Origin of the sequence: Curtobacterium sp. ME12 (assembly GCF_903970855.1) — a bacterium.
Classification (GTDB): Bacteria; Actinomycetota; Actinomycetes; order Actinomycetales; family Microbacteriaceae; genus Curtobacterium; species Curtobacterium poinsettiae_A.
The window spans coordinates 23,058-40,364 of record NZ_CAJCKD010000001.1 but is presented as its reverse complement, the minus strand read 5'-3'; the positions used below and the strand labels follow the sequence as shown (position 1 = coordinate 40,364).

The following is a 17,307-nucleotide window of genomic DNA, read 5'->3' as shown; positions in this document are numbered from 1 at the left end:
GCGTACATCGACCCCCGGATGGATCGACCCGGTGGATAGGGTGACGGCATGCCCGCAACGCTGCGCTCCCTGCTGCACCGGCGTGAACTCCACCTGCGCCCGCTCACCGACGCGGACGAGCACGCCCTCGACGCCCCGCTCTCCTGGCTGCACAGCTCGGACCTCGAGGACCCGACCCCGTTCCTCGCCGAGGGTCAGGGGCTGCTCACCACCGGCACGCAGTTCGGCGCCGAGGCCGAGGTGCGTGACGACGTCGCCGAGGCCTACGTCCGGCGGCTCGTCGACGGCGGTGTCGTGGCGCTCGGTTTCGGCACCGAGGTGGTCCGCGCCGGCACCCCCGACGCCCTGGTCGCCGCCTGCACCCGGCACGGACTGCCGCTGTTCGAGGTGCCCTACGAGACCTCCTTCATCGCGGTCGCGCAGGCCAACGCCGAAGCGGTCGCGCGGGACGCCAACGCCCGGGGCGCCTGGGCCCTCGCCGCGCAGCGTGCCATCTCGCTCGCCGCGATGCGACCGGACGGACTCGGCGCGACCATCGCCGAGCTGTCCCGGCAGCTCGACGGGTGGGTCGGCCTGTTCGACGTCTCCGGGCGGCTCGACCGCGGACACCCCGCCGACGGTCTCCCCGCCGCGGACCTCGACCTCCTGCGGACCGAGGCGCTGCGGCTGCTGCGCTCCGGCCAGCGGGCCAGCCTGCCGGTCGCCACGGACCGGGGCGTCGGGTACACCCTGCAGACGCTCGGCAGCGGCGGGCACCTGAGCGGCGTGCTCGCGATCGCGAACGGCGGAGCCCTCGACCGGGCCGGACGCGAGGTCGTCACGGCCGTCATCGCCCTGGCCGGCCTCGCACTGCAGCAGAACCGCGAGCTCGCCCGTGCCCGGGGACTCCTGCGCACCGGACTCCTGACCATGCTGTCGGTCGGCGAACCCGAGGTGGTGCAGGCGACGTCCCGCGAGGTGTGGGGGCCACTGCCCGCCGAACCCGTCCGGATCGCGGCCGTCGACGTTCCCGACCACGACCTCGACACCGTGGTGGACCTGCTCGAACTCTGGGTGCAGGACCGTCCGGGGCGCCTGTTCTTCGCGGTCGACGACGCCGTGTTCCTCTGCGTGAACGCGGACGACACCGGGATCGTCGGTGCACTCGTCGACCGCTTCGACCTGCGCGCCGGCCTGTCCGACGGTGCCGCGTACCGGTCGTTCGGACGCGCCCGCACCGAGGCCGTGCAGGCACTCGACCGACGCCGTGAAGGACGCCCGGGCACCACCGAGTTCGGTGACCTGGCCCGAGAGGGGGTGCTCGCCCACCTCGCCCACGTCGACGTGGACGCCGGTGCCGTCGCCCGCGCCTTCCTCGCGCCCCTGCTCGACCACGACCGCACCGCCGGCACCGAACTCACGGGCACCGTACGGACTTGGCTGCAGGAGGACTGCGAGTACGACCGCACCGCACGGGTCCTCGGCATCCACCGGCACACCGCCCGCGCCCGGGTCGAGCACGCCGGTCGACTCCTCGACCGTGACCTCTCCGTCTTCTCGACGCGGGCCGACCTCTGGGCGGCCTTCGTGGTCGAGGGCGCGTGACGCGCGGATACCGTGGGACGATGCCGACGACACCGGCCCGCCGGCGCCTGAGCCCGGCCGAACGCGAGGCGCAGATCAGCGCCGCCGCGATCGACGTCGCCCGCGCCGAGGGACTCGCGGCCGTCACCCTCCGCGGTGTCGCCGCAGTGATCGGGGTCGCGCCCTCGCTCGTCGCCCACTACCGCCCGAGCATGGAGGACCTGGTCGGCGAGACGTTCCGCACCGTCGCGGACGCCGAGGTCGCCGAGGTCCGCGCGATCGTCGCCGCTGCGCCCGACCCCGTCTCCGGCCTCCGCACCCTGCTCGGCTGCATCGCCGATCCCGCCCGCGACGACGTCGCCACCCTGTGGGCCGACGCGTGGAGCATCGGCCGCACGAACGCGGCACTGGCGACCGCGGCACGGGACGTCATGGACGACTGGCAGCTCCTCGCGACCACGGTCGTCGTCGACGGGGTCCGCGCGGGTGTGCTGCACACCGACGACCCGGACGGCGTCGGACGCCTGCTCTTCGCGCTCGTCGACGCCACCAACGGGTACGCCCTGGTCGACTACCTCGACCGCCCGACCCGCGAGGCCCTGGTCCGCACGACGATCGCGCGAGCGGTGAGCCTGGACGGGTCAGCCCTGTCGGGGTGACACCCGCCGCAGCGCCATCGACCGCAGTGCCACCCACTGCAGCAGCATGATCGTCTTGCCGTCGGCGATCCGACCGTCCGCCACCATCGCGAGCGCCTCGTCGAGCTGCACCTCGAGCACCTCGATGTCCTCACCCTCGTCCTCGACGCCGCCACCGGCTTCGACCCGGTCAGCCGGCGTGTACGCGCCGAGGTAGAAGTGGACCCGCTCGGTGACCGAACCGGGGCTCATGAACACGTCGCCCAGGTGCTCGAGCACGCCGAGCCGGATGCCGAGCTCCTCGGCGGCTTCACGCCGGACCGCGGTCTCGGGGTCGTCCTCGTCGAGCAGTCCCGCCGCGGCCTCGATCAACATGCCGTCCGGGTGTCCGTTCACGTACGCCGGCCACCGGAACTGCCGCGTGAGCAGGACGGTGCCGCGCTCGGCGTCGTACGGCAGCACCGTCGCGCCGTTCCCGCGGTCGTAGGTCTCGCGCTGCTGCCGGTCCCACCGACCGTCGCGGCGCCGGACGTCGAGGGTCGTACGACGGAGCACGTGCCACCCGTTCGACACCACCTCGACGTCCCGCACGACGACGTCGGGATTGCGGTCGAGGGCACGGCCCACGGCGTCGAGGCCCGTCCGCCCACGGTCGTCGGGGACGTCCACTCCGGGACGCTGGACGGTGGTGCGTTCGTCGGTCACCCGGTCACCGTAGCGGGGCACCTCGGCAGGACCCCGTCCGCTCGGTACGCTCGACGTGCCGCACCAGGGAGCGGCAGAGGACGGTGCAGCATGACCAGGACGTTCATCCTCCGACGACCGGACCGACCGCAGGTGGTCACCGTGTCCTTCGTGCTGTGGCTGGTGTGGGTGGCAGCTTGCGTCGCCGCCACGGTGCTCCAGTTCTTCGCGACGGACGCGGCGGTCGGCCAGGCGCCGGTCCTCGCCGGGATCGTCGCCCTGGTGCTCTGGGCCCTGGTGACGTGGGCGGTGTTCCGGATGGCCGCGGGCTCCCGCGTCGCGCGCACCGTGCTCGTCGTCGTCGCGGCCTTCCGCGCGCTCCTGAGCGTCACCGGCGGCGAACTCGCGGTCCTGACGATCGCGCTGTCGGTCGTCGCCGCGGTCCTGCTCTTCCTGCCCAGCGCGCGCCCGTTCTTCGCTCCGCAGCAGACCCGCAGAACCGACCACGGGTTCGACGGAACCGGCGTGTCGGGGCCGAGCCGTGCCTCCAGGCCGGATGCCGACCACACGACGGAGGCCGACCGGGCCTGACAGCCAGGAACCGCGGACGACTCCGAGGAAGACCCCGGAGGAACAGGAAAGGCCCCGGATTCCTCCGGGGCCTTTCCTGTTCTCGCCTGGTGCGCGAGGGGGGACTTGAACCCCCACGCCGTTTCCAGCACACGGACCTGAACCGTGCGCGTCTACCAATTCCGCCACTCGCGCCAGCCCCGAAACACTACCACGCACAGACGGGTGTCAACGCCAACCACTACCATGCAGTGGTTGACGACCGACGACACGGGAGACGCATGGGCCTGCTGGACAACTTCGAGCGAGGGTTGGAACGCGCCGTCAACGGCGCGTTCGCCAAGACCTTCCGCTCCGGGGTGCAGCCCGTCGAGATCTCGAGCGCCCTGCGGCGCGAGCTCGACACGAAGGCCGCGGTGGTCTCCCGGGAACGCATCCTCGTGCCGAACGAGTTCACCGTGCGCCTGGCGCCGCCGGACTGCACGCGCATGAACGACGTCGGTCGCCCACTCATCGACGAACTGACCCAGATGGTGCACCAACACGCCGTCGCGCAGAACTACTCGTTCTCCGGCCCGGTCACCATCCGGCTGCAGCAGGACGGCACGCTCTCGACGGGCATCCTGCAGGTCGACTCCACCACCGTCCAACGCGACGTGGCCTGGATCCCGGTGCTCGACATCGGCTCGCAGCGACACCGACTGCACCGCGGGCGCACGGTGATCGGGCGCGGCAGCGACGCGGACATCACCATCGCGGACACCGGGACGAGCCGGAAGCACGTCGAGGTGCTGTGGGACGGCAAGCACGCCCAGGCCACCGATCTCGGCTCGACGAACGGCTCGAAACTCAACGGTCAGCACTTCCAGCAGGCGATCGTCGAGCCGGACTCCACCATCGAGATCGGTCGTACCCGTATGGTGTTCCGGGTGATCCCGGAGAACGACGGAGGTGCTCGATGACCACAGGCCTGACCCTGCTCGTCCTGCGCTTCGCGTTCCTCGCGGTGCTCTGGCTGTTCGTCTTCGTGATCGTGTTCGCCCTGCGCAGCGATCTCTTCGGTCAGCGCGTGCGCACGATCCCGACCGATCCCAAGTCGGCGCCGTCCGGACCGAGCACCCCCACCGTCCCCGCTGCGGCGGCCCCCGGCCCCGCCTCGAGCGGTGCGTTCACCGACGTGATCGGGCAACCCGGTGGTGCGCAGCGTGCCTCCTCGCCGGCCGCGGCCCGACTGGTCATCACCGAGGGTGCGCGCGAGGGCATGGAGATGCCGCTGGGTGGCGGCCCCATCACGATCGGGCGTTCGAGCGAGTCGAACGTCGTGATCCGTGACGACTACACCTCGACCAACCACGCCCGCCTCGACCTCCGCGCCGACGGCTGGCTCCTCACCGACCTCGAGTCCACGAACGGCACCTTCGTCAACGGTCAGAAGGTGAGCGCTCCCGTCCTCGTGGCAGAGGGCACGCCCATCACGATCGGGACGACGACGTTCGAGCTGCGGCGGTAACCCGGCATGACCGCTCGCACGCTGAGCGCTGCTGTGTCCCACGTGGGGCGCATCCGCGCGAACAACCAGGACTCCGGCTACGCCGGGGCGCACCTGTTCGCGGTGGCGGACGGCATGGGCGGCCATGCCGGCGGTGACGTCGCCTCGGCGATCGCGATCCGACGGATCCGCGAGGTCGACCGCGAGTTCCCGTCGGCGCACGACGCCGAGTTCGCGCTGCAGTCGGCACTCATCGCCGCCAACCAGCTGATCACCGAGACCGTGTTCGAGCACCAGGAGCTCACCGGCATGGGCACCACGGTGTCCGCGATGATCCGCGTCGGCGAGCAGATCGCGATCGCGCACATCGGCGACTCCCGCATCTACCGTCACCGCGACGGCGAGCTGCAGCAGATCACGTCCGACCACACCTTCGTCCAGCGGCTCGTCGACAGCGGTCGGATCACGCCGGAGGAAGCCGCGGTCCACCCGCGTCGCTCCGTGCTGATGCGCGTGCTCGGCGACGTCGACGCCGCACCCGAGGTCGACACGGCGATCATGGACATCCAGCCGGGCGACCGCTGGCTGCTCTGCTCCGACGGCCTGTCCTCGTACCTGGCCGAAGAGCGCATCCGTCACGCCCTGGCGTCGAACATGGACGCCAACCAGGTCACGCAGCGCCTGGTGAAGGAGACGCTGGACCACGGCGCCCCCGACAACGTCACCGTCGTGGTGATGGACGTCACGGACACCGAACCCGAAGACGACGACGACGCGGCCACCACCGTCGGCTCCGCCGCGGCACCGCTCACCTTCGAGGCGTCGACCGGCCGCAAGCCGATCCGCCTCCCCACGATCCTGCTGCACCCGCTCAAGGTCACCACCGCGCCCGAGGACTCGCACTTCGAGCCGGAGTCCGACCAGTTCTTCGCCGAGCTCATCGCCGAGGACCGTCGGCGCCGCATCCGCCGTCGGGTGTCCTGGACCGTCGCGCTCGTGGTCGCGGTCGCCGTGCTCGTCGGCGCGGTGTTCGTCGGCTGGCGGATCACGCAGGACCACTACTACGTCGGCACCGACCGCGGCACCGTCGCGATCTACAAGGGCGTGCAGCAGTCGATCGGTCCGTTGGCCTTGTCGGACGTGTACGAGGACACCGACATCACGGTCTCGTCGCTGCCGGACTACACCCGCGAGAACGTCCGCTCGACGATCAACGCGCAGTCGCTCACCGACGCCCGTGACATCGTCGACCGCCTGCGCAAGGCCGCCGCGACCGGCGAGGACCAGGCCGGCACCGGGGGGGACGGCGCCGCGAGTTCGTCACCGTCGCCCTCGCCGACCCGTTCGCCGTCGCCGAGCCCGACGCGGAGCCCGCGATGAGCAACGCCACGGCCGCCCAGTCCTTCACCCAGGCGATCACGATCAAGCTCCGGGAGCCCGCACGCGCGCGGAACCTCGAGCTCTTCCTGCTCGTCATCGCGTGCGGCATCTGCGCGGGAGCGATGGTGCTGGTGCAGCTCGGCACCAAGGGCCGACTGTTCGACCAGTCGGTGCTCTGGGTCGGCGGTGGCATCCTCGGCCTCGCGCTGGTCATGCACGTCGTGCTGCGGGTCGTGGCCAAGAACGCCGACCCGTTCATCCTGCCGATCGCGCTCGTCCTGAACGGCATCGGCATCGCCGAGATCTACCGCATCGACGTCCACAACGGCCTGTCCGGCTGGGACGCCATCGGCGTGAAGCAGATCGTCTGGACGATGCTCGCGATGGTCCTGGCGATCATCACGCTCGTCGCCGTCCGAAACCACCGGTTCCTGCAGCGGTACCGCTACATCTTCATGGCGCTGACGATCGTCCTGCTGCTCCTGCCGATGCTGCCGGGCATCGGCACGAACATCGGTGGTGCGCGGGTCTGGATCAAGATCGGCCCGTTCTCGTTCCAGCCCGGTGAGCTCGCGAAGATCACCATGGCGCTGTTCTTCGCTGGGTACCTCGTCACCGCACGCGACTCGCTGTCGATCGTCGGCAAGAAGTTCCTCGGCATGACGTTCCCGCGTGCCCGCGACCTCGGCCCGATCCTGGTGATGTGGGGCGCGGCGATGGCCGTCCTCGTGTTCCAGCGTGACCTCGGTACCGCCCTGCTCTACTTCGGCCTGTTCCTCGTGATGATCTACGTCGCCACGGCACGGATCAGCTGGGTCGCGATCGGTCTCACGCTGTTCATCGGTGGCGCCCTCGTCGCGCAGAGCGTCCTGGAGTACGTGCGCGGCCGCTTCGAACAGTGGCTCGACCCGTTCAACCAAGAGGTCTTCAGCCGCGACACCCAGGCGAGCTACCAGCTCGTGCAGGGCCTGTTCGGGTTCGCGAACGGCGGGATCACCGGCACGGGGCTCGGGCAGGGCCGGCCGTACATCACGCCGGTCGCCAACGCCGACTACATCGTCGCGTCGCTCGGTGAAGAGCTCGGACTGATCGGCGTGTTCGCGATCCTCGCCCTCTTCATCGTGTTCGCGTCGCGGGGCATCCGTGTCGGGTTCATGGCGCAGGACGACTTCGGCAAGCTGCTCGGTGTCGGCTTCGGCTTCATCATCGCCCTGCAGGTGTTCGTCGTCGTCGGCGGCATCACCCGGATCATCCCGGTGACCGGTCTGACCACGCCGTTCATGGCCGCCGGTGGTTCCTCGCTCATCGCCAACTGGATCATCGCCGCGATGCTGCTGCGCCTCACCGATTCCATCCCAGCCGAACAACGCGTCCAGCAGGGCGCGATCCCCGCCGCGAGCGGGCGGTCTGCGCGCGCGACCAGGAAGGAGCGTCGTCGATGAACCGACAGCTCCGCGGTGTCTCGACCGTCATCGTGCTCATGTTCGTCGCACTCTTCGTGTCGACGACGTCGATCCAGTTCTTCGCGGCCGACTCGTTGCGCGCCGACTCCCGGAACTCTCGAACCATCTTGGACAGTTACTCGACCAAGCGTGGCGCGATCCTCGTCGACGGCAGCCCGATCGCCGAGTCGACCCCGGTGGACGACCAGTACCAGTACCAGCGGAAGTACACGAACGGCGACCTCTACTCCGCGGTCACCGGGTACTTCACGATCGGGCAGGGCAACACCGGCATCGAGAGCGCGGAGAACACCGTGCTCTCGGGCAACTCGGACGCCTCGTTCTTCCAGAACCTCAACTCGATCCTCACCGGCCAGGACGTCCAGGGCGACAACGTCAACCTGACCATCGACCCGGACGTGCAGCAGGCCGCGTACGACGCGCTCGGCACCAACAGCGGTGCGGTCGTCGCGATCCAGCCGAAGACCGGCAAGATCCTCGCGATGGTGTCGAAGCCGAGCTACGACCCGAACTCGCTCACCTCGCACGACACCGCCGAGGTCAAACGGCAGTACGACGCGCTGCTCGGGGCCGACACCGCCCCGCTGCAGAACCGTGCCATCGGCGGCGACCTGTACACCCCCGGATCGGTGTTCAAGCTCGTGGTGGCGTCGGCGGCGCTCGAGGGTGGCAAGTACAACCTCGACTCCACGTTCCCGAACCCGTCGCGACTGCAGCTGCCCGGTACGAGCTCGTACATCAACAACGCCGAGGGCGGCACCTGCGGCGGCGGCGACAAGGTCAAGCTCCGCACGGCCATCCAGTACTCGTGCAACATCCCCTTCGCCGAACTCGGCCAGAAGCTCGGGTACGACGCCATCAAGAGCATGGCCGACAAGTACGGCTTCGGCGACGCGATCGAGATCCCGATGGCGGCGACCGCCAGCCAGTACCCCGGCGTCGACTCGACGGCCCAGCTCATGCTGAGCGCCTTCGGCCAGGCGAGCGTGCGGGTCTCCCCGCTGCAGATGGCGATGGTGTCGGCCGGCATCGCGAACGGCGGCAAGGTCATGCAGCCCTCGCTCGTCGACTCGATCACCACCAGCGACCTGAAGACGGTCGAGTCCTTCTCCCCGAAGCAGTACAGTGATCCGCTGTCGTCCTCCGAGTCCGCTGACCTCACCGAGGCCATGCAGAGCGTCGTGAGCGCGGGGACCGGTACCAATGCCAAGATCGACGGTGTCGACGTCGCCGGCAAGACCGGCACGGCCGAAGGTGGCACCGGCAATCCCTACACGCTCTGGTTCACGGGGTTCGCCCCCGCCAAGGACCCGGAAGTCGCCGTCGCGGTCGTCGTCGGCAACGGCGGCGGGCTCGGGCAGTCCGGAGTCGGCAACACGGTCGCGGCCCCGGTCGCGAAGAAAGTCATGGAGGCGGTGCTGAACAAATGAGACCCACCAGCGGACTCACCTTCGGTGGGCGGTACCAGCTCTCCTCCCGGGTCGCCATCGGCGGCATGGGCGAGGTGTGGCAGGCGACCGACCTCGTCATCGGCCGGACCGTCGCGCTCAAGATCCTCAAGGACGAGTACCTCGGTGACCCCGGCTTCCTCGAGCGCTTCCGCGCCGAGGCCCGGCACGCCGCCCTCGTCAACCACGAGGGCATCGCCAACGTCTTCGACTACGGCGAGGAGGACGGCAGTGCCTACCTCGTGATGGAGCTCGTCCCCGGCGAGGCCTTGTCGACCATGATCGAGCGTGAGCACACGCTCCCGGTCGACAAGGTGCTCGACATCGTCGCGCAGACCGCGAACGCCCTGCAGGCCGCGCACGCGGTCGGCCTGGTGCACCGCGACATCAAGCCCGGCAACCTCCTCATCACGCCCGACGGTCGCGTCAAGATCACCGACTTCGGCATCGCCCGCATCGCCGACCAGGTCCCGCTCACCGCGACCGGTCAGGTGATGGGCACGGTGCAGTACCTGTCGCCCGAGCAGGCGAGCGGCCACCCCGCCTCGCCGTCGACCGACATCTACTCGCTCGGCATCGTCGCGTACGAAGCCCTGGCGGGTCGTCGTCCGTTCACGGGTGAGTCGCAGGTCGCGATCGCGATGGCGCACATCAACGAGCAGCCGCCGCCGCTGCCCGGGGACATCCCCGAGCCGGTCTCGGCCCTGGTCATCTCGTGCATCGCGAAGAAGCCGGCCGACCGTCCCGCGACGGCCGCGAACCTCGCCCGCGCCGCACAGGCGCTGCGTCGTGGTGACGTCGCCGCGGCCACCGTGGCCGTCCCCGCGATCGCGCAGAACGGCACCGTCGCGTTCAACCCGCCCCAGGGCCAGGGGAACGACGCAGCGACCGCACTCATCGGCACCCAGGCCGGAGCGATGGCCGGCGGACCGGGCACCCCCCGCTCGCCCGTCTCCGACGAGCCCGAGGAACCGAAGAAGAAGCGCGCCTGGATCTGGTGGGTCGTCGGCATCATCGTCGTGCTCGCCATCGCCGGCGGCGCCGCGTACGCCCTGAACGCGAACAACGCCCCGGAACCCGAGCCCACGAAGTCCTCGAGCACGCCGAAGGCGACCCGCACGCCCACGCAGACCCCGTCCCCCGAGCCGACCGAGACCCGCGTCACGGTCTCGGCGGCCGACTACCAGGGGCAGAACGCCGAGCAGGTCGCGAACCAGCTCCGCGCCCAGGGCCTGCAGGCCGAGGTCGTCGCCGGGTCGAACGCGACGTCGTCCGACCAGGTCGGCACCGTCGAGTCCCTCAGCCCCGAGGGCAGCCTGGCTCCCGGCACGCTCGTCACCGTCAAGGCGTTCGGCGACGTGCTGACCGCACCGGCGCCCGAGCGTGCCACCGGTGGGACCGTCAGCGAGTCCGGGCGCGTGACCTTCAGCTGGCCCGCGTACACGAGCTGCCCTGCCGGGTACTCGGACGTGAGCTACACGTACACGATCGACAACGGCACGGTCCCCTCGAACGGCAGCAGCTCCGGTTCCACCTCGGGCACCGCGGTGACCGTCGCCGGCGCCCAGTACGGCAAGGTGACCCTGTCGTACAAGGTGACCTGCAAGTCGCCGCAGTCCGATTCCTCGGTGGTCTCCGCCTCCTCGCCCGGCGCCCAGGTCGAGTGGGCCGAGCCCACGGACCAGGAAACGACCAACCCGGACGACGGGATCAACCCCACCGAGACCCCGCAAGACGACCTGTGAACGCCCCCCGGACGGGGACTGTCGACACCGTTCGGTAACGGTTCGGTCGACCCCTCCGTGACCAGCGTCTCACCAGGTGGTGCTGCCGTACACTAGCCCGGACGAACAGACGGAGGAGTACGTGCCAGAAGGTGTGACCGCGGGGATCACGCTCCTCGCCAATCGCTACGAGATCGGTGACGTCATCGGTCGGGGCGGCATGGCGACCGTGCACCTCGGCAACGACACCCGCCTCGGCCGCAAGGTCGCGGTGAAGCTCCTCAAGCCGAGCCTCGCCAACGACCCGGCCTTCCGCACGCGGTTCCGGCAGGAAGCCCAGGCCGCTGCACGCATGGCGCACCCCACCGTCGTCCGCGTGTACGACGCCGGCGAAGAGACGGTGTCCGAGCCGTCGGGCGCCGAGGTACAGGTCCCCTTCATCGTCATGGAGTACGTCGAGGGCCGTCCGCTCTCCGACATCATCGCCGAGGGCGCCGTCGCCCCGGACGAAGCCGTGCGCATCACCGAGGGCATCCTCACCGCGCTCGAGTACTCGCACCGTGCCGGCGTGGTCCACCGCGACATCAAGCCCGCGAACGTCATGGTGACCCACAGTGGGCAGGTCAAGGTCATGGACTTCGGCATCGCCCGGGCCATCACCGACACCTCGGCGACGGTCGCGCAGACCACGTCGATCCTGGGCACCGCCTCGTACTTCTCGCCGGAGCAGGCCCGCGGCGAGACCGTCGACGCCCGCACCGACCTCTACTCCACCGGTGTCGTGCTCTTCGAGCTCCTCACCGGTCGCGCACCGTTCCTCGGGGACACCCCGGTGGCGGTCGCCTACCAGCACGTCAGCGAGCAGCCGGTCGCACCGTCGACGATCTCGCCCGACGTGTCCCCGGCCCTCGACGCCGTGACCCTGCACGCCCTGGTCAAGGACCGCACGCGCCGGTTCCAGAACGCGGCCGAGTTCCGCTCCGACCTGCAGCAGGCTGCAGCCGGCCGGGTGCCCGCGTCCACGAAGAAGCAGCAGCAGAACGCGGCGAACGACGCCTCGACCGTGCTCTTCGGCGTCGACCCCCGGACCACGACCAACGCCGCATCAGCGTTCCGCGAGCTCGACGACGACACCGCCGAGCACCGACCGCAGCGGACGCAGAACCGCCCCCCGGTCGCGTGGATCTGGGTCGGCATCCTGCTCACCGTCGCGGTCATCGTCGCCGTGGTGTTCTTCGTCGCGAACCTGCAGCCGGGCAAGCCGCCGGTGTCGTCCTCGGTCAGCGTGCCGAACGTCGCGGGCTCGACCTACAGCGCCGCGGCCAGTGCCATCGAGAAGAAGTCCCTCAAGCCCGTCAAGGTCGAGGAGAACTCCGACAGCGTCGACAAGGGCACGGTCATCCGGACGGACCCGGGCTCCGGGGTGAACGTCGGACGCAACCAGAACGTCAACGTCGTGGTCTCGCTCGGGCCGGAACGCGTCCCCGTGCCCGAGCTCAACGGGCAATCGCAAGCGGCAGCGCAACAGTCCCTGGACGACGCCGGATTCCGTCTCGGCGCGATCTCGAGCGACTACTCCGCCGACGTCCCCGAAGGCACCGTGCTGAGCTCCGACCCGGAATCGGGTTCCCTGCACACCAAGGGCATCGTGATCAACCTGACGATCTCCAACGGCAAGGTGCAGCTGCCCGACGTCACGCAGCAGCAGTACTCGGCGGCGAAGGCCACCGTCGAGCAGCTCGGGCTCACCGTGAACCCGGCGCCGTTGTACTCGTGCACCGGCGGGCTCGTCACCCAGCAGGACACCCCTGCCGGCGACGTCGCCCAGGGCAGTGCCGTCACGCTCACCTACTGCGCACGCTCCGCGGCGCCGTCGAAGGCCCCGACCTCGAACAACGACAGCGGCGGCAACAACGGGAACGACGACCGCGGTGACGACCAGGGTGACGACGGCCGCTGAGCCGACCGCTCTGCTGACGCGACCGTCCTGACGGACGGGTGACGGGCCTCCAGTCCGTTCTCAGTGCCGACAAGCACGTCTGCTCGCCGCCGCCTGTCCTCAGTTGGCCACGCCGGCCTGGAGGCCCGGCGCACGGCCGCCTTCAAACGCTGGTCATGCAGACGGCCCGGTCCAGTGCCCAGGAGATGCCGTCGTGTCGGCACGACGCCCCGGAACGCACGAGACGCCCCCGGATCCGGAGGCGTCTCGATGACACGACGGCGTCTGCCGCCCGGGTGCGTTCGTCAGGCGCGGTGGGCCGCGATGAGCGGGCCGAGGTCGGCGGCGCGCTCGGCGGCTCCGGTCAGCCCGGTGGTCTCGAGCCAGTTGCCCACCATGCGGTAGCCACCCTCGGTCAAGACCGACTCCGGGTGGAACTGCACGCCGAACACGGGGTGCGCGCGGTGCTGGACGCCCATGATGACACCGCCCTCGGTCCGTGCGGTCACGGTGAGCTCGTCGGGGACGGTGCCGTCGACGATCGCGAGCGAGTGGTACCGCGTGGCCGTGAAGGGGTGCGGGACGCCGGCGAAGAGCGCGCTGTCGTCGTGGTCGACCTCGGAGGTCTTGCCGTGCATGAGCTCCTCGGCGTGCGTGACCGTGGCACCGAGTGCCTCCGCGATGGCCTGGTGCCCCAGGCAGACGCCGAGCAGCGGGGTCTCGGCAGCGATGGCCGCGTGCACCGTGGGGATCGAGACGCCGGCGGCGGCCGGTGTCCCGGGACCGGGCGACAGGAGGACGCCGTCGTACTCCGCGATGCGGTCGGCGATCTCGGACTCGGGGAAGGCGTCGTTGCGCACGACGTCGGTCTCGGCGCCGAGCTGCTGCACGTACCCGTTGAGCGTGTAGACGAAGCTGTCGTAGTTGTCGACGACGAGGATCCTGGTCATGGCGGTTCACCGTACTCGTGGGGGATGTGTGCGGCGGTCCGCGGGCCGATCCACACACGTGGTCACGGTAGGATACCGGCCATGGCCAAGGACAAGGACCGCACCAAGCCCGCCCGGACGACCCGAGCTGACTCGGTCGACACCGCGGGGGACGCCCCGAACCCGGTGTGGTTCAAGCCGGTCATGTTCGGCTTCATGCTCATCGGTCTGGTGTGGGTGATCGTCTTCTACATCTCGAACGCCACGCTGCCGGTTCCGAGCCTCGGCTCGTGGAACATCGTCGTCGGATTCGGCATCATGTTCGTCGGCTTCCTCATGACCACCCGGTGGCGCTGACCTCCAGCTCGCTGTTCTCCCGACGCCCGTCGCACCGCAAGGTGCGGCGGGCGTCGTCGTTCTCCACAAGCTCGGGCGTTCCGGGAACGCACATCCTCGAGGATCCCGGCGTTCTCCACACTTTTCCCCACTCTCCACACCGTCATCCACACCCCGACCCCGGAGTTATCCACAACCGATTCCACAGTGGGGATAATCACACTGGTGTAACTCACCGACTTCTCCACACCTGTGGATAACCTGCAGCAGCGCTGTGGACAGCTGTGGACGAGCAGGACGCGGACAGCCCTGGGAACGACGAACGCCCCGCCGCAGTGCGACGGGGCGTTCGGGGAGCGTCGTGGCGGTGTCAGCCGATCGTGACCGCGTACCCGACAGCGGTCAGCGCGATGCCGAGCACCGCCGCGCCGATGATCAGCGCGATCTGCAGCGGACGCTTCCGGATGTTGCGCGTCTGTGCGAAGACGAAGCCCATCAGGAAGCCGCCGATGATCCCGCCGACGTGCGCCTGCCACGAGATGTTGACGCCGGGCAGGAACCCGATCACCAGGTTCAGTCCCATGAGCACGAGGAGCTGCACGGCGTTGTTCCCCAGGCTGCGCTGCAGCACGAAGAACGCGGCGAACAGCCCGAAGATCGCACCCGAAGCACCCAGCACGGTCGTCCCCGGCGCCAGGAAGGTGACGAGCATGGACCCGAAGATCCCCGTGATGAAGTACAGCGCCACGAACCGCCAGGTGCCGAGCATGTTCTCGAGCATGCGACCGAAGATCCAGAGCGCCCACATGTTGAACAGGATGTGGAAGATGCCCGAGTGCACGAACAGCGAGGTCACCACACGCCAGGGCTGCGTCGGCAGCAGGAACGAGTTGTAGGCGAGCAAGCTCGTGAAGAACCGCCCGCTGACCTGGTCGAGCAACCAGATCGCCACCGTGATCGCCACGATGACGGTCGTGCCCTTCTGGTCGAGCATGGCGAAACGCCGCCGAGCGACCGTCAACCCGCTGGGGGCTCCGGACGCTCGGCGGTTCGCTGCGAACTGTGCGCGCTGTTCCCGCACGCACTCCGGGCAGTGCACCCCGACCGCCGCCGGCGTCTGGCACTCCGGGCAGATCGTCCGCCCACAGCGCTGGCAGAGCACGAAGCTCTGCCGGTCCGGATGCCGGTAGCAGGTGTTGTTCGGGTTGTACGCCTGGTCGGTCACGTGCGGGTCAGACGCCTTCGACGTCGATGCTCTGGATGACGACGTCCTCGACGGGCTTGTCGCGACCGTCGGTCGGGACGCCCTCGATCGCGTCGACGACCGCGCGGGACTCGTCGTCGGCGACCTCACCGAAGATGGTGTGCTTGCCCTGCAGCCACGGCGTCGCCACCGTGGTGATGAAGAACTGCGAGCCGTTGGTGCCGCGGCCGCCCTGGATGCCGGCATTCGCCATGGCGAAGATGTAGGGGTTCTGGAACGTGAGCTCCGGGGAGATCTCGTCGTCGAAGCGGTACCCGGGGCCACCGATGCCCTGGCCGAGCGGGTCGCCGCCCTGGATCATGAAGTCCTTGATGATGCGGTGGAAGATCACGCCGTCGTAGAGCTTGTCGGTCGAGACCTTGCCCGTGCCGGGGTGGGTCCACTCCTGCTGGCCCGTGGCGAGGTCGACGAAGTTCTTGACGGTCTTCGGTGCGTGGTTGCCGAACAGGTTGACGCGGATGTCGCCCTTGTTGGTGTGGATCGTTGCGACAGCGGTGTGCAGAGACATGTTCCGATTCTCGCATGTACTCCTGACCGCGGACGGATTGCACAGCTGCGGTTCCGTGACCTGTCAGGCAGTGTGGTGGCAGGATGGGGTCACGCCGATCCGATGGAGGTACCAGATGACGACGATCGAGATCCCGCGAAAGCGTCGGAAGCAGATCAAGAAGCTCAAGGGCCAGACCGCCTCGCTCCTCGGCGAGCAGCGCAAGGTCCTCGAGCACGCGAACGCGATCCTGGCCGAGGCCCGGTCGAACGCCGCGGACGCAGCTCGCAAGGACATCGCACCCCGGGTGCAGAACGCAATCGACAACGGGATCCGTCCCGCGTTCGCGACCGGCGTGCACGCTGCCACCTCGGCAGCGCAGAGCGCTTCGCACAAGTTCCAGTCCGAGGTGGTCCCCGGACTCGTCTCGACCGCCGGTTCGGTGCTGAGTGTGACCGATCTCGCGAAGGACCCCCGGGTCAAGAAGATCGTGAAGAACGCGCAGAAGAAGAGCAAGAGCGCGAAGAAGGCTGCTGCGAAGTACGTCCCGTCGCAGCAGAAGAAGGGTCTCGGCTTCGGCGGAGTCGCACTCATCATCGTCGGCGTCGTCGCCGTCGCCGGTGCTGCGTACGCCGCGTACCAGACGCTCCGCGCCGACGACGACCTGTGGGTCGCCGACGACGCTGACACGGCGGAGAAGCCCGCCGCCTGACCTCCCGGTTCGTACGAAGGGCCCCGGCTGTCGCCGGGGCCCTTCGTCGTTCCCGGGTCCTGACGTGCACCCGACCACGTGCTCTGAAGGCGCCACCCACCTGCCTGGAGGCACGCGTCGGCCCGCCACCGCGCCTCCCGTCCGCCACGCGCTCACGCAACGCGCCCCCCGCCAGCGACCGAGAGGTCGCAACCTGTCGCCCGGACAGCGCGCAGACGACAGTTCCAGCCACCTCGGCGAACCGCACGCGGCATGTCGTGACCACTCGACGAAGATGACGCGGCGTGGCGAGTGCCGGACGCAGCAGTCGCGGAGCGGCGCGTCGCCGAAGGCGCGCAGACGAACACGGCGACGCCCCCCCCCCCGACGTTCGCGCCGCAGGGGCGGCGGCGCGCACGGGCACAGAACGAAGCCCCTGGGCAGACGACGGAGTCGGCAACCAGGGGCTGATGCGAGTGGAGCCTGGGAGAATCGAACTCCCGACATCCTGCTTGCAAAGCAGGCGCTCTACCAACTGAGCTAAGGCCCCGAGTGCCACCGAGATGATCGGTGACGGGATGGAATTGTCGTGTGTTCCGGAGAACTGGTGGGGCTACAAGGACTTGAACCTTGGACCTCTTCGTTATCAGCGAAGCGCTCTAACCGCCTGAGCTATAGCCCCTCAGACCGGATGAAAGCCTA

16 protein-coding genes and 3 tRNA genes are annotated in these 17,307 nt (G+C 69.4%); 12 read left to right on the top strand and 7 right to left on the bottom strand.

Annotation, left to right across the window (positions count from 1 at the left end):
• Window positions 1-48: 48 nt before the first annotated feature.
• Both H7A73_RS00200 and H7A73_RS00195 read left to right on the top strand, forming a co-directional pair.
• Entirely contained in the window at window positions 49-1,584 is a 1,536-nt protein-coding gene (locus H7A73_RS00200) for a PucR family transcriptional regulator (RefSeq protein ID WP_182064152.1), read from the top strand.
• Between the two features lie 20 nt (window positions 1,585-1,604).
• The gene (locus tag H7A73_RS00195) at window positions 1,605-2,222 is read left to right on the top strand and encodes a TetR/AcrR family transcriptional regulator (protein ID WP_182064151.1); all 618 of its coding nucleotides are present in this window, start codon (window positions 1,605-1,607) and stop codon (window positions 2,220-2,222) included.
• On the opposite strand, the gene H7A73_RS00190 is transcribed toward H7A73_RS00195, so the two are convergent.
• Window positions 2,205-2,906 carry an NUDIX domain-containing protein gene (locus tag H7A73_RS00190; protein ID WP_182064150.1) on the bottom strand — a complete coding sequence of 234 codons (702 nt, stop codon included), beginning with the start codon at window positions 2,904-2,906 and terminating at the stop codon, window positions 2,205-2,207. The two genes, H7A73_RS00195 and H7A73_RS00190, sit on opposite strands and share 18 nt — an antisense overlap.
• Window positions 2,907-2,996: 90 nt before the next feature.
• Here H7A73_RS00190 and H7A73_RS00185 point away from each other — a divergent pair, with 90 nt between their 5' ends.
• Entirely contained in the window at window positions 2,997-3,476 is a 480-nt protein-coding gene (locus tag H7A73_RS00185; protein ID WP_182064149.1) for a hypothetical protein, read from the top strand.
• Between the two features lie 87 nt (window positions 3,477-3,563).
• Here H7A73_RS00185 and H7A73_RS00180 read toward each other — a convergent pair.
• Window positions 3,564-3,650, bottom strand: a tRNA-Leu gene (locus H7A73_RS00180).
• Between the two features lie 86 nt (window positions 3,651-3,736).
• Between H7A73_RS00180 and H7A73_RS00175 the strand changes: the two genes are divergently transcribed.
• The 7 genes from H7A73_RS00175 (at window position 3,737) to pknB (ending at window position 12,919) form a co-directional block, all read left to right on the top strand.
• Window positions 3,737-4,417: an FhaA domain-containing protein gene (locus tag H7A73_RS00175; RefSeq protein ID WP_017887797.1), complete on the top strand. Its 681-nt coding sequence runs from the start codon at window positions 3,737-3,739 to the stop codon at window positions 4,415-4,417.
• Window positions 4,414-4,965, top strand: coding sequence for an FHA domain-containing protein (locus tag H7A73_RS00170; RefSeq protein ID WP_182064148.1), 552 nt, complete (start codon window positions 4,414-4,416; stop codon window positions 4,963-4,965). Before H7A73_RS00175 ends, H7A73_RS00170 begins: the two co-directional genes overlap by 4 nt.
• A gap of 6 nt (window positions 4,966-4,971) precedes the next feature.
• On the top strand, window positions 4,972-6,324 hold the full coding sequence (locus H7A73_RS00165; protein WP_182064147.1) for a Stp1/IreP family PP2C-type Ser/Thr phosphatase: 1,353 nt from the start codon (window positions 4,972-4,974) through the stop codon (window positions 6,322-6,324).
• Window positions 6,321-7,766, top strand: a complete 1,446-nt coding sequence (locus H7A73_RS00160) for an FtsW/RodA/SpoVE family cell cycle protein (protein WP_071404142.1) — start codon at window positions 6,321-6,323, stop codon at window positions 7,764-7,766. The genes H7A73_RS00165 and H7A73_RS00160 overlap by 4 nt, the downstream gene beginning before the upstream one ends.
• Window positions 7,763-9,217 carry a peptidoglycan D,D-transpeptidase FtsI family protein gene (locus H7A73_RS00155; RefSeq protein ID WP_182064146.1) on the top strand — a complete coding sequence of 485 codons (1,455 nt, stop codon included), beginning with the start codon at window positions 7,763-7,765 and terminating at the stop codon, window positions 9,215-9,217. The genes H7A73_RS00160 and H7A73_RS00155 overlap by 4 nt, the downstream gene beginning before the upstream one ends.
• Window positions 9,214-10,980, top strand: coding sequence for a protein kinase domain-containing protein (locus H7A73_RS00150; RefSeq protein ID WP_182064145.1), 1,767 nt, complete (start codon window positions 9,214-9,216; stop codon window positions 10,978-10,980). The genes H7A73_RS00155 and H7A73_RS00150 overlap by 4 nt, the downstream gene beginning before the upstream one ends.
• 121 nt (window positions 10,981-11,101) lie before the next feature.
• Window positions 11,102-12,919 carry a Stk1 family PASTA domain-containing Ser/Thr kinase gene (gene pknB / locus H7A73_RS00145; protein WP_259362629.1) on the top strand — a complete coding sequence of 606 codons (1,818 nt, stop codon included), beginning with the start codon at window positions 11,102-11,104 and terminating at the stop codon, window positions 12,917-12,919.
• A 284-nt stretch (window positions 12,920-13,203) separates the two neighbouring features.
• Here the strand turns inward: pknB and H7A73_RS00140 are convergent, their stop codons facing one another.
• Window positions 13,204-13,848, bottom strand: coding sequence for an anthranilate synthase component II (locus H7A73_RS00140; RefSeq protein ID WP_182064144.1), 645 nt, complete (start codon window positions 13,846-13,848; stop codon window positions 13,204-13,206).
• Between the two features lie 81 nt (window positions 13,849-13,929).
• On the opposite strand from H7A73_RS00140, the gene H7A73_RS00135 reads away from it, so the two are divergent.
• Window positions 13,930-14,184 (top strand): cell division protein CrgA, encoded by a 255-nt coding sequence (locus H7A73_RS00135; protein ID WP_071404137.1) that lies wholly within the window; start codon window positions 13,930-13,932, stop codon window positions 14,182-14,184.
• Window positions 14,185-14,533: 349 nt separating this feature from the next.
• Here the strand turns inward: H7A73_RS00135 and H7A73_RS00130 are convergent, their stop codons facing one another.
• Window positions 14,534-15,388, bottom strand: a complete 855-nt coding sequence (locus H7A73_RS00130) for a rhomboid family intramembrane serine protease (protein WP_182064143.1) — start codon at window positions 15,386-15,388, stop codon at window positions 14,534-14,536.
• Between the two features lie 7 nt (window positions 15,389-15,395).
• On the bottom strand, window positions 15,396-15,935 hold the full coding sequence (locus H7A73_RS00125; RefSeq protein WP_027466924.1) for a peptidylprolyl isomerase: 540 nt from the start codon (window positions 15,933-15,935) through the stop codon (window positions 15,396-15,398).
• A 115-nt stretch (window positions 15,936-16,050) separates the two neighbouring features.
• Here H7A73_RS00125 and H7A73_RS00120 point away from each other — a divergent pair, with 115 nt between their 5' ends.
• A complete protein-coding gene (locus tag H7A73_RS00120; protein ID WP_051597033.1) occupies window positions 16,051-16,626 on the top strand; it encodes a hypothetical protein in 576 nt (191 codons plus the stop codon).
• A 456-nt stretch (window positions 16,627-17,082) separates the two neighbouring features.
• Here the strand turns inward: H7A73_RS00120 and H7A73_RS00115 are convergent.
• Together H7A73_RS00115 and H7A73_RS00110 are read right to left on the bottom strand one after the other, a co-directional pair.
• Window positions 17,083-17,155: transfer RNA gene (locus H7A73_RS00115), tRNA-Ala, on the bottom strand.
• 55 nt (window positions 17,156-17,210) lie between these two features.
• Window positions 17,211-17,287 (bottom strand) — tRNA-Ile (locus H7A73_RS00110).
• Window positions 17,288-17,307: the final 20 nt, after the last annotated feature.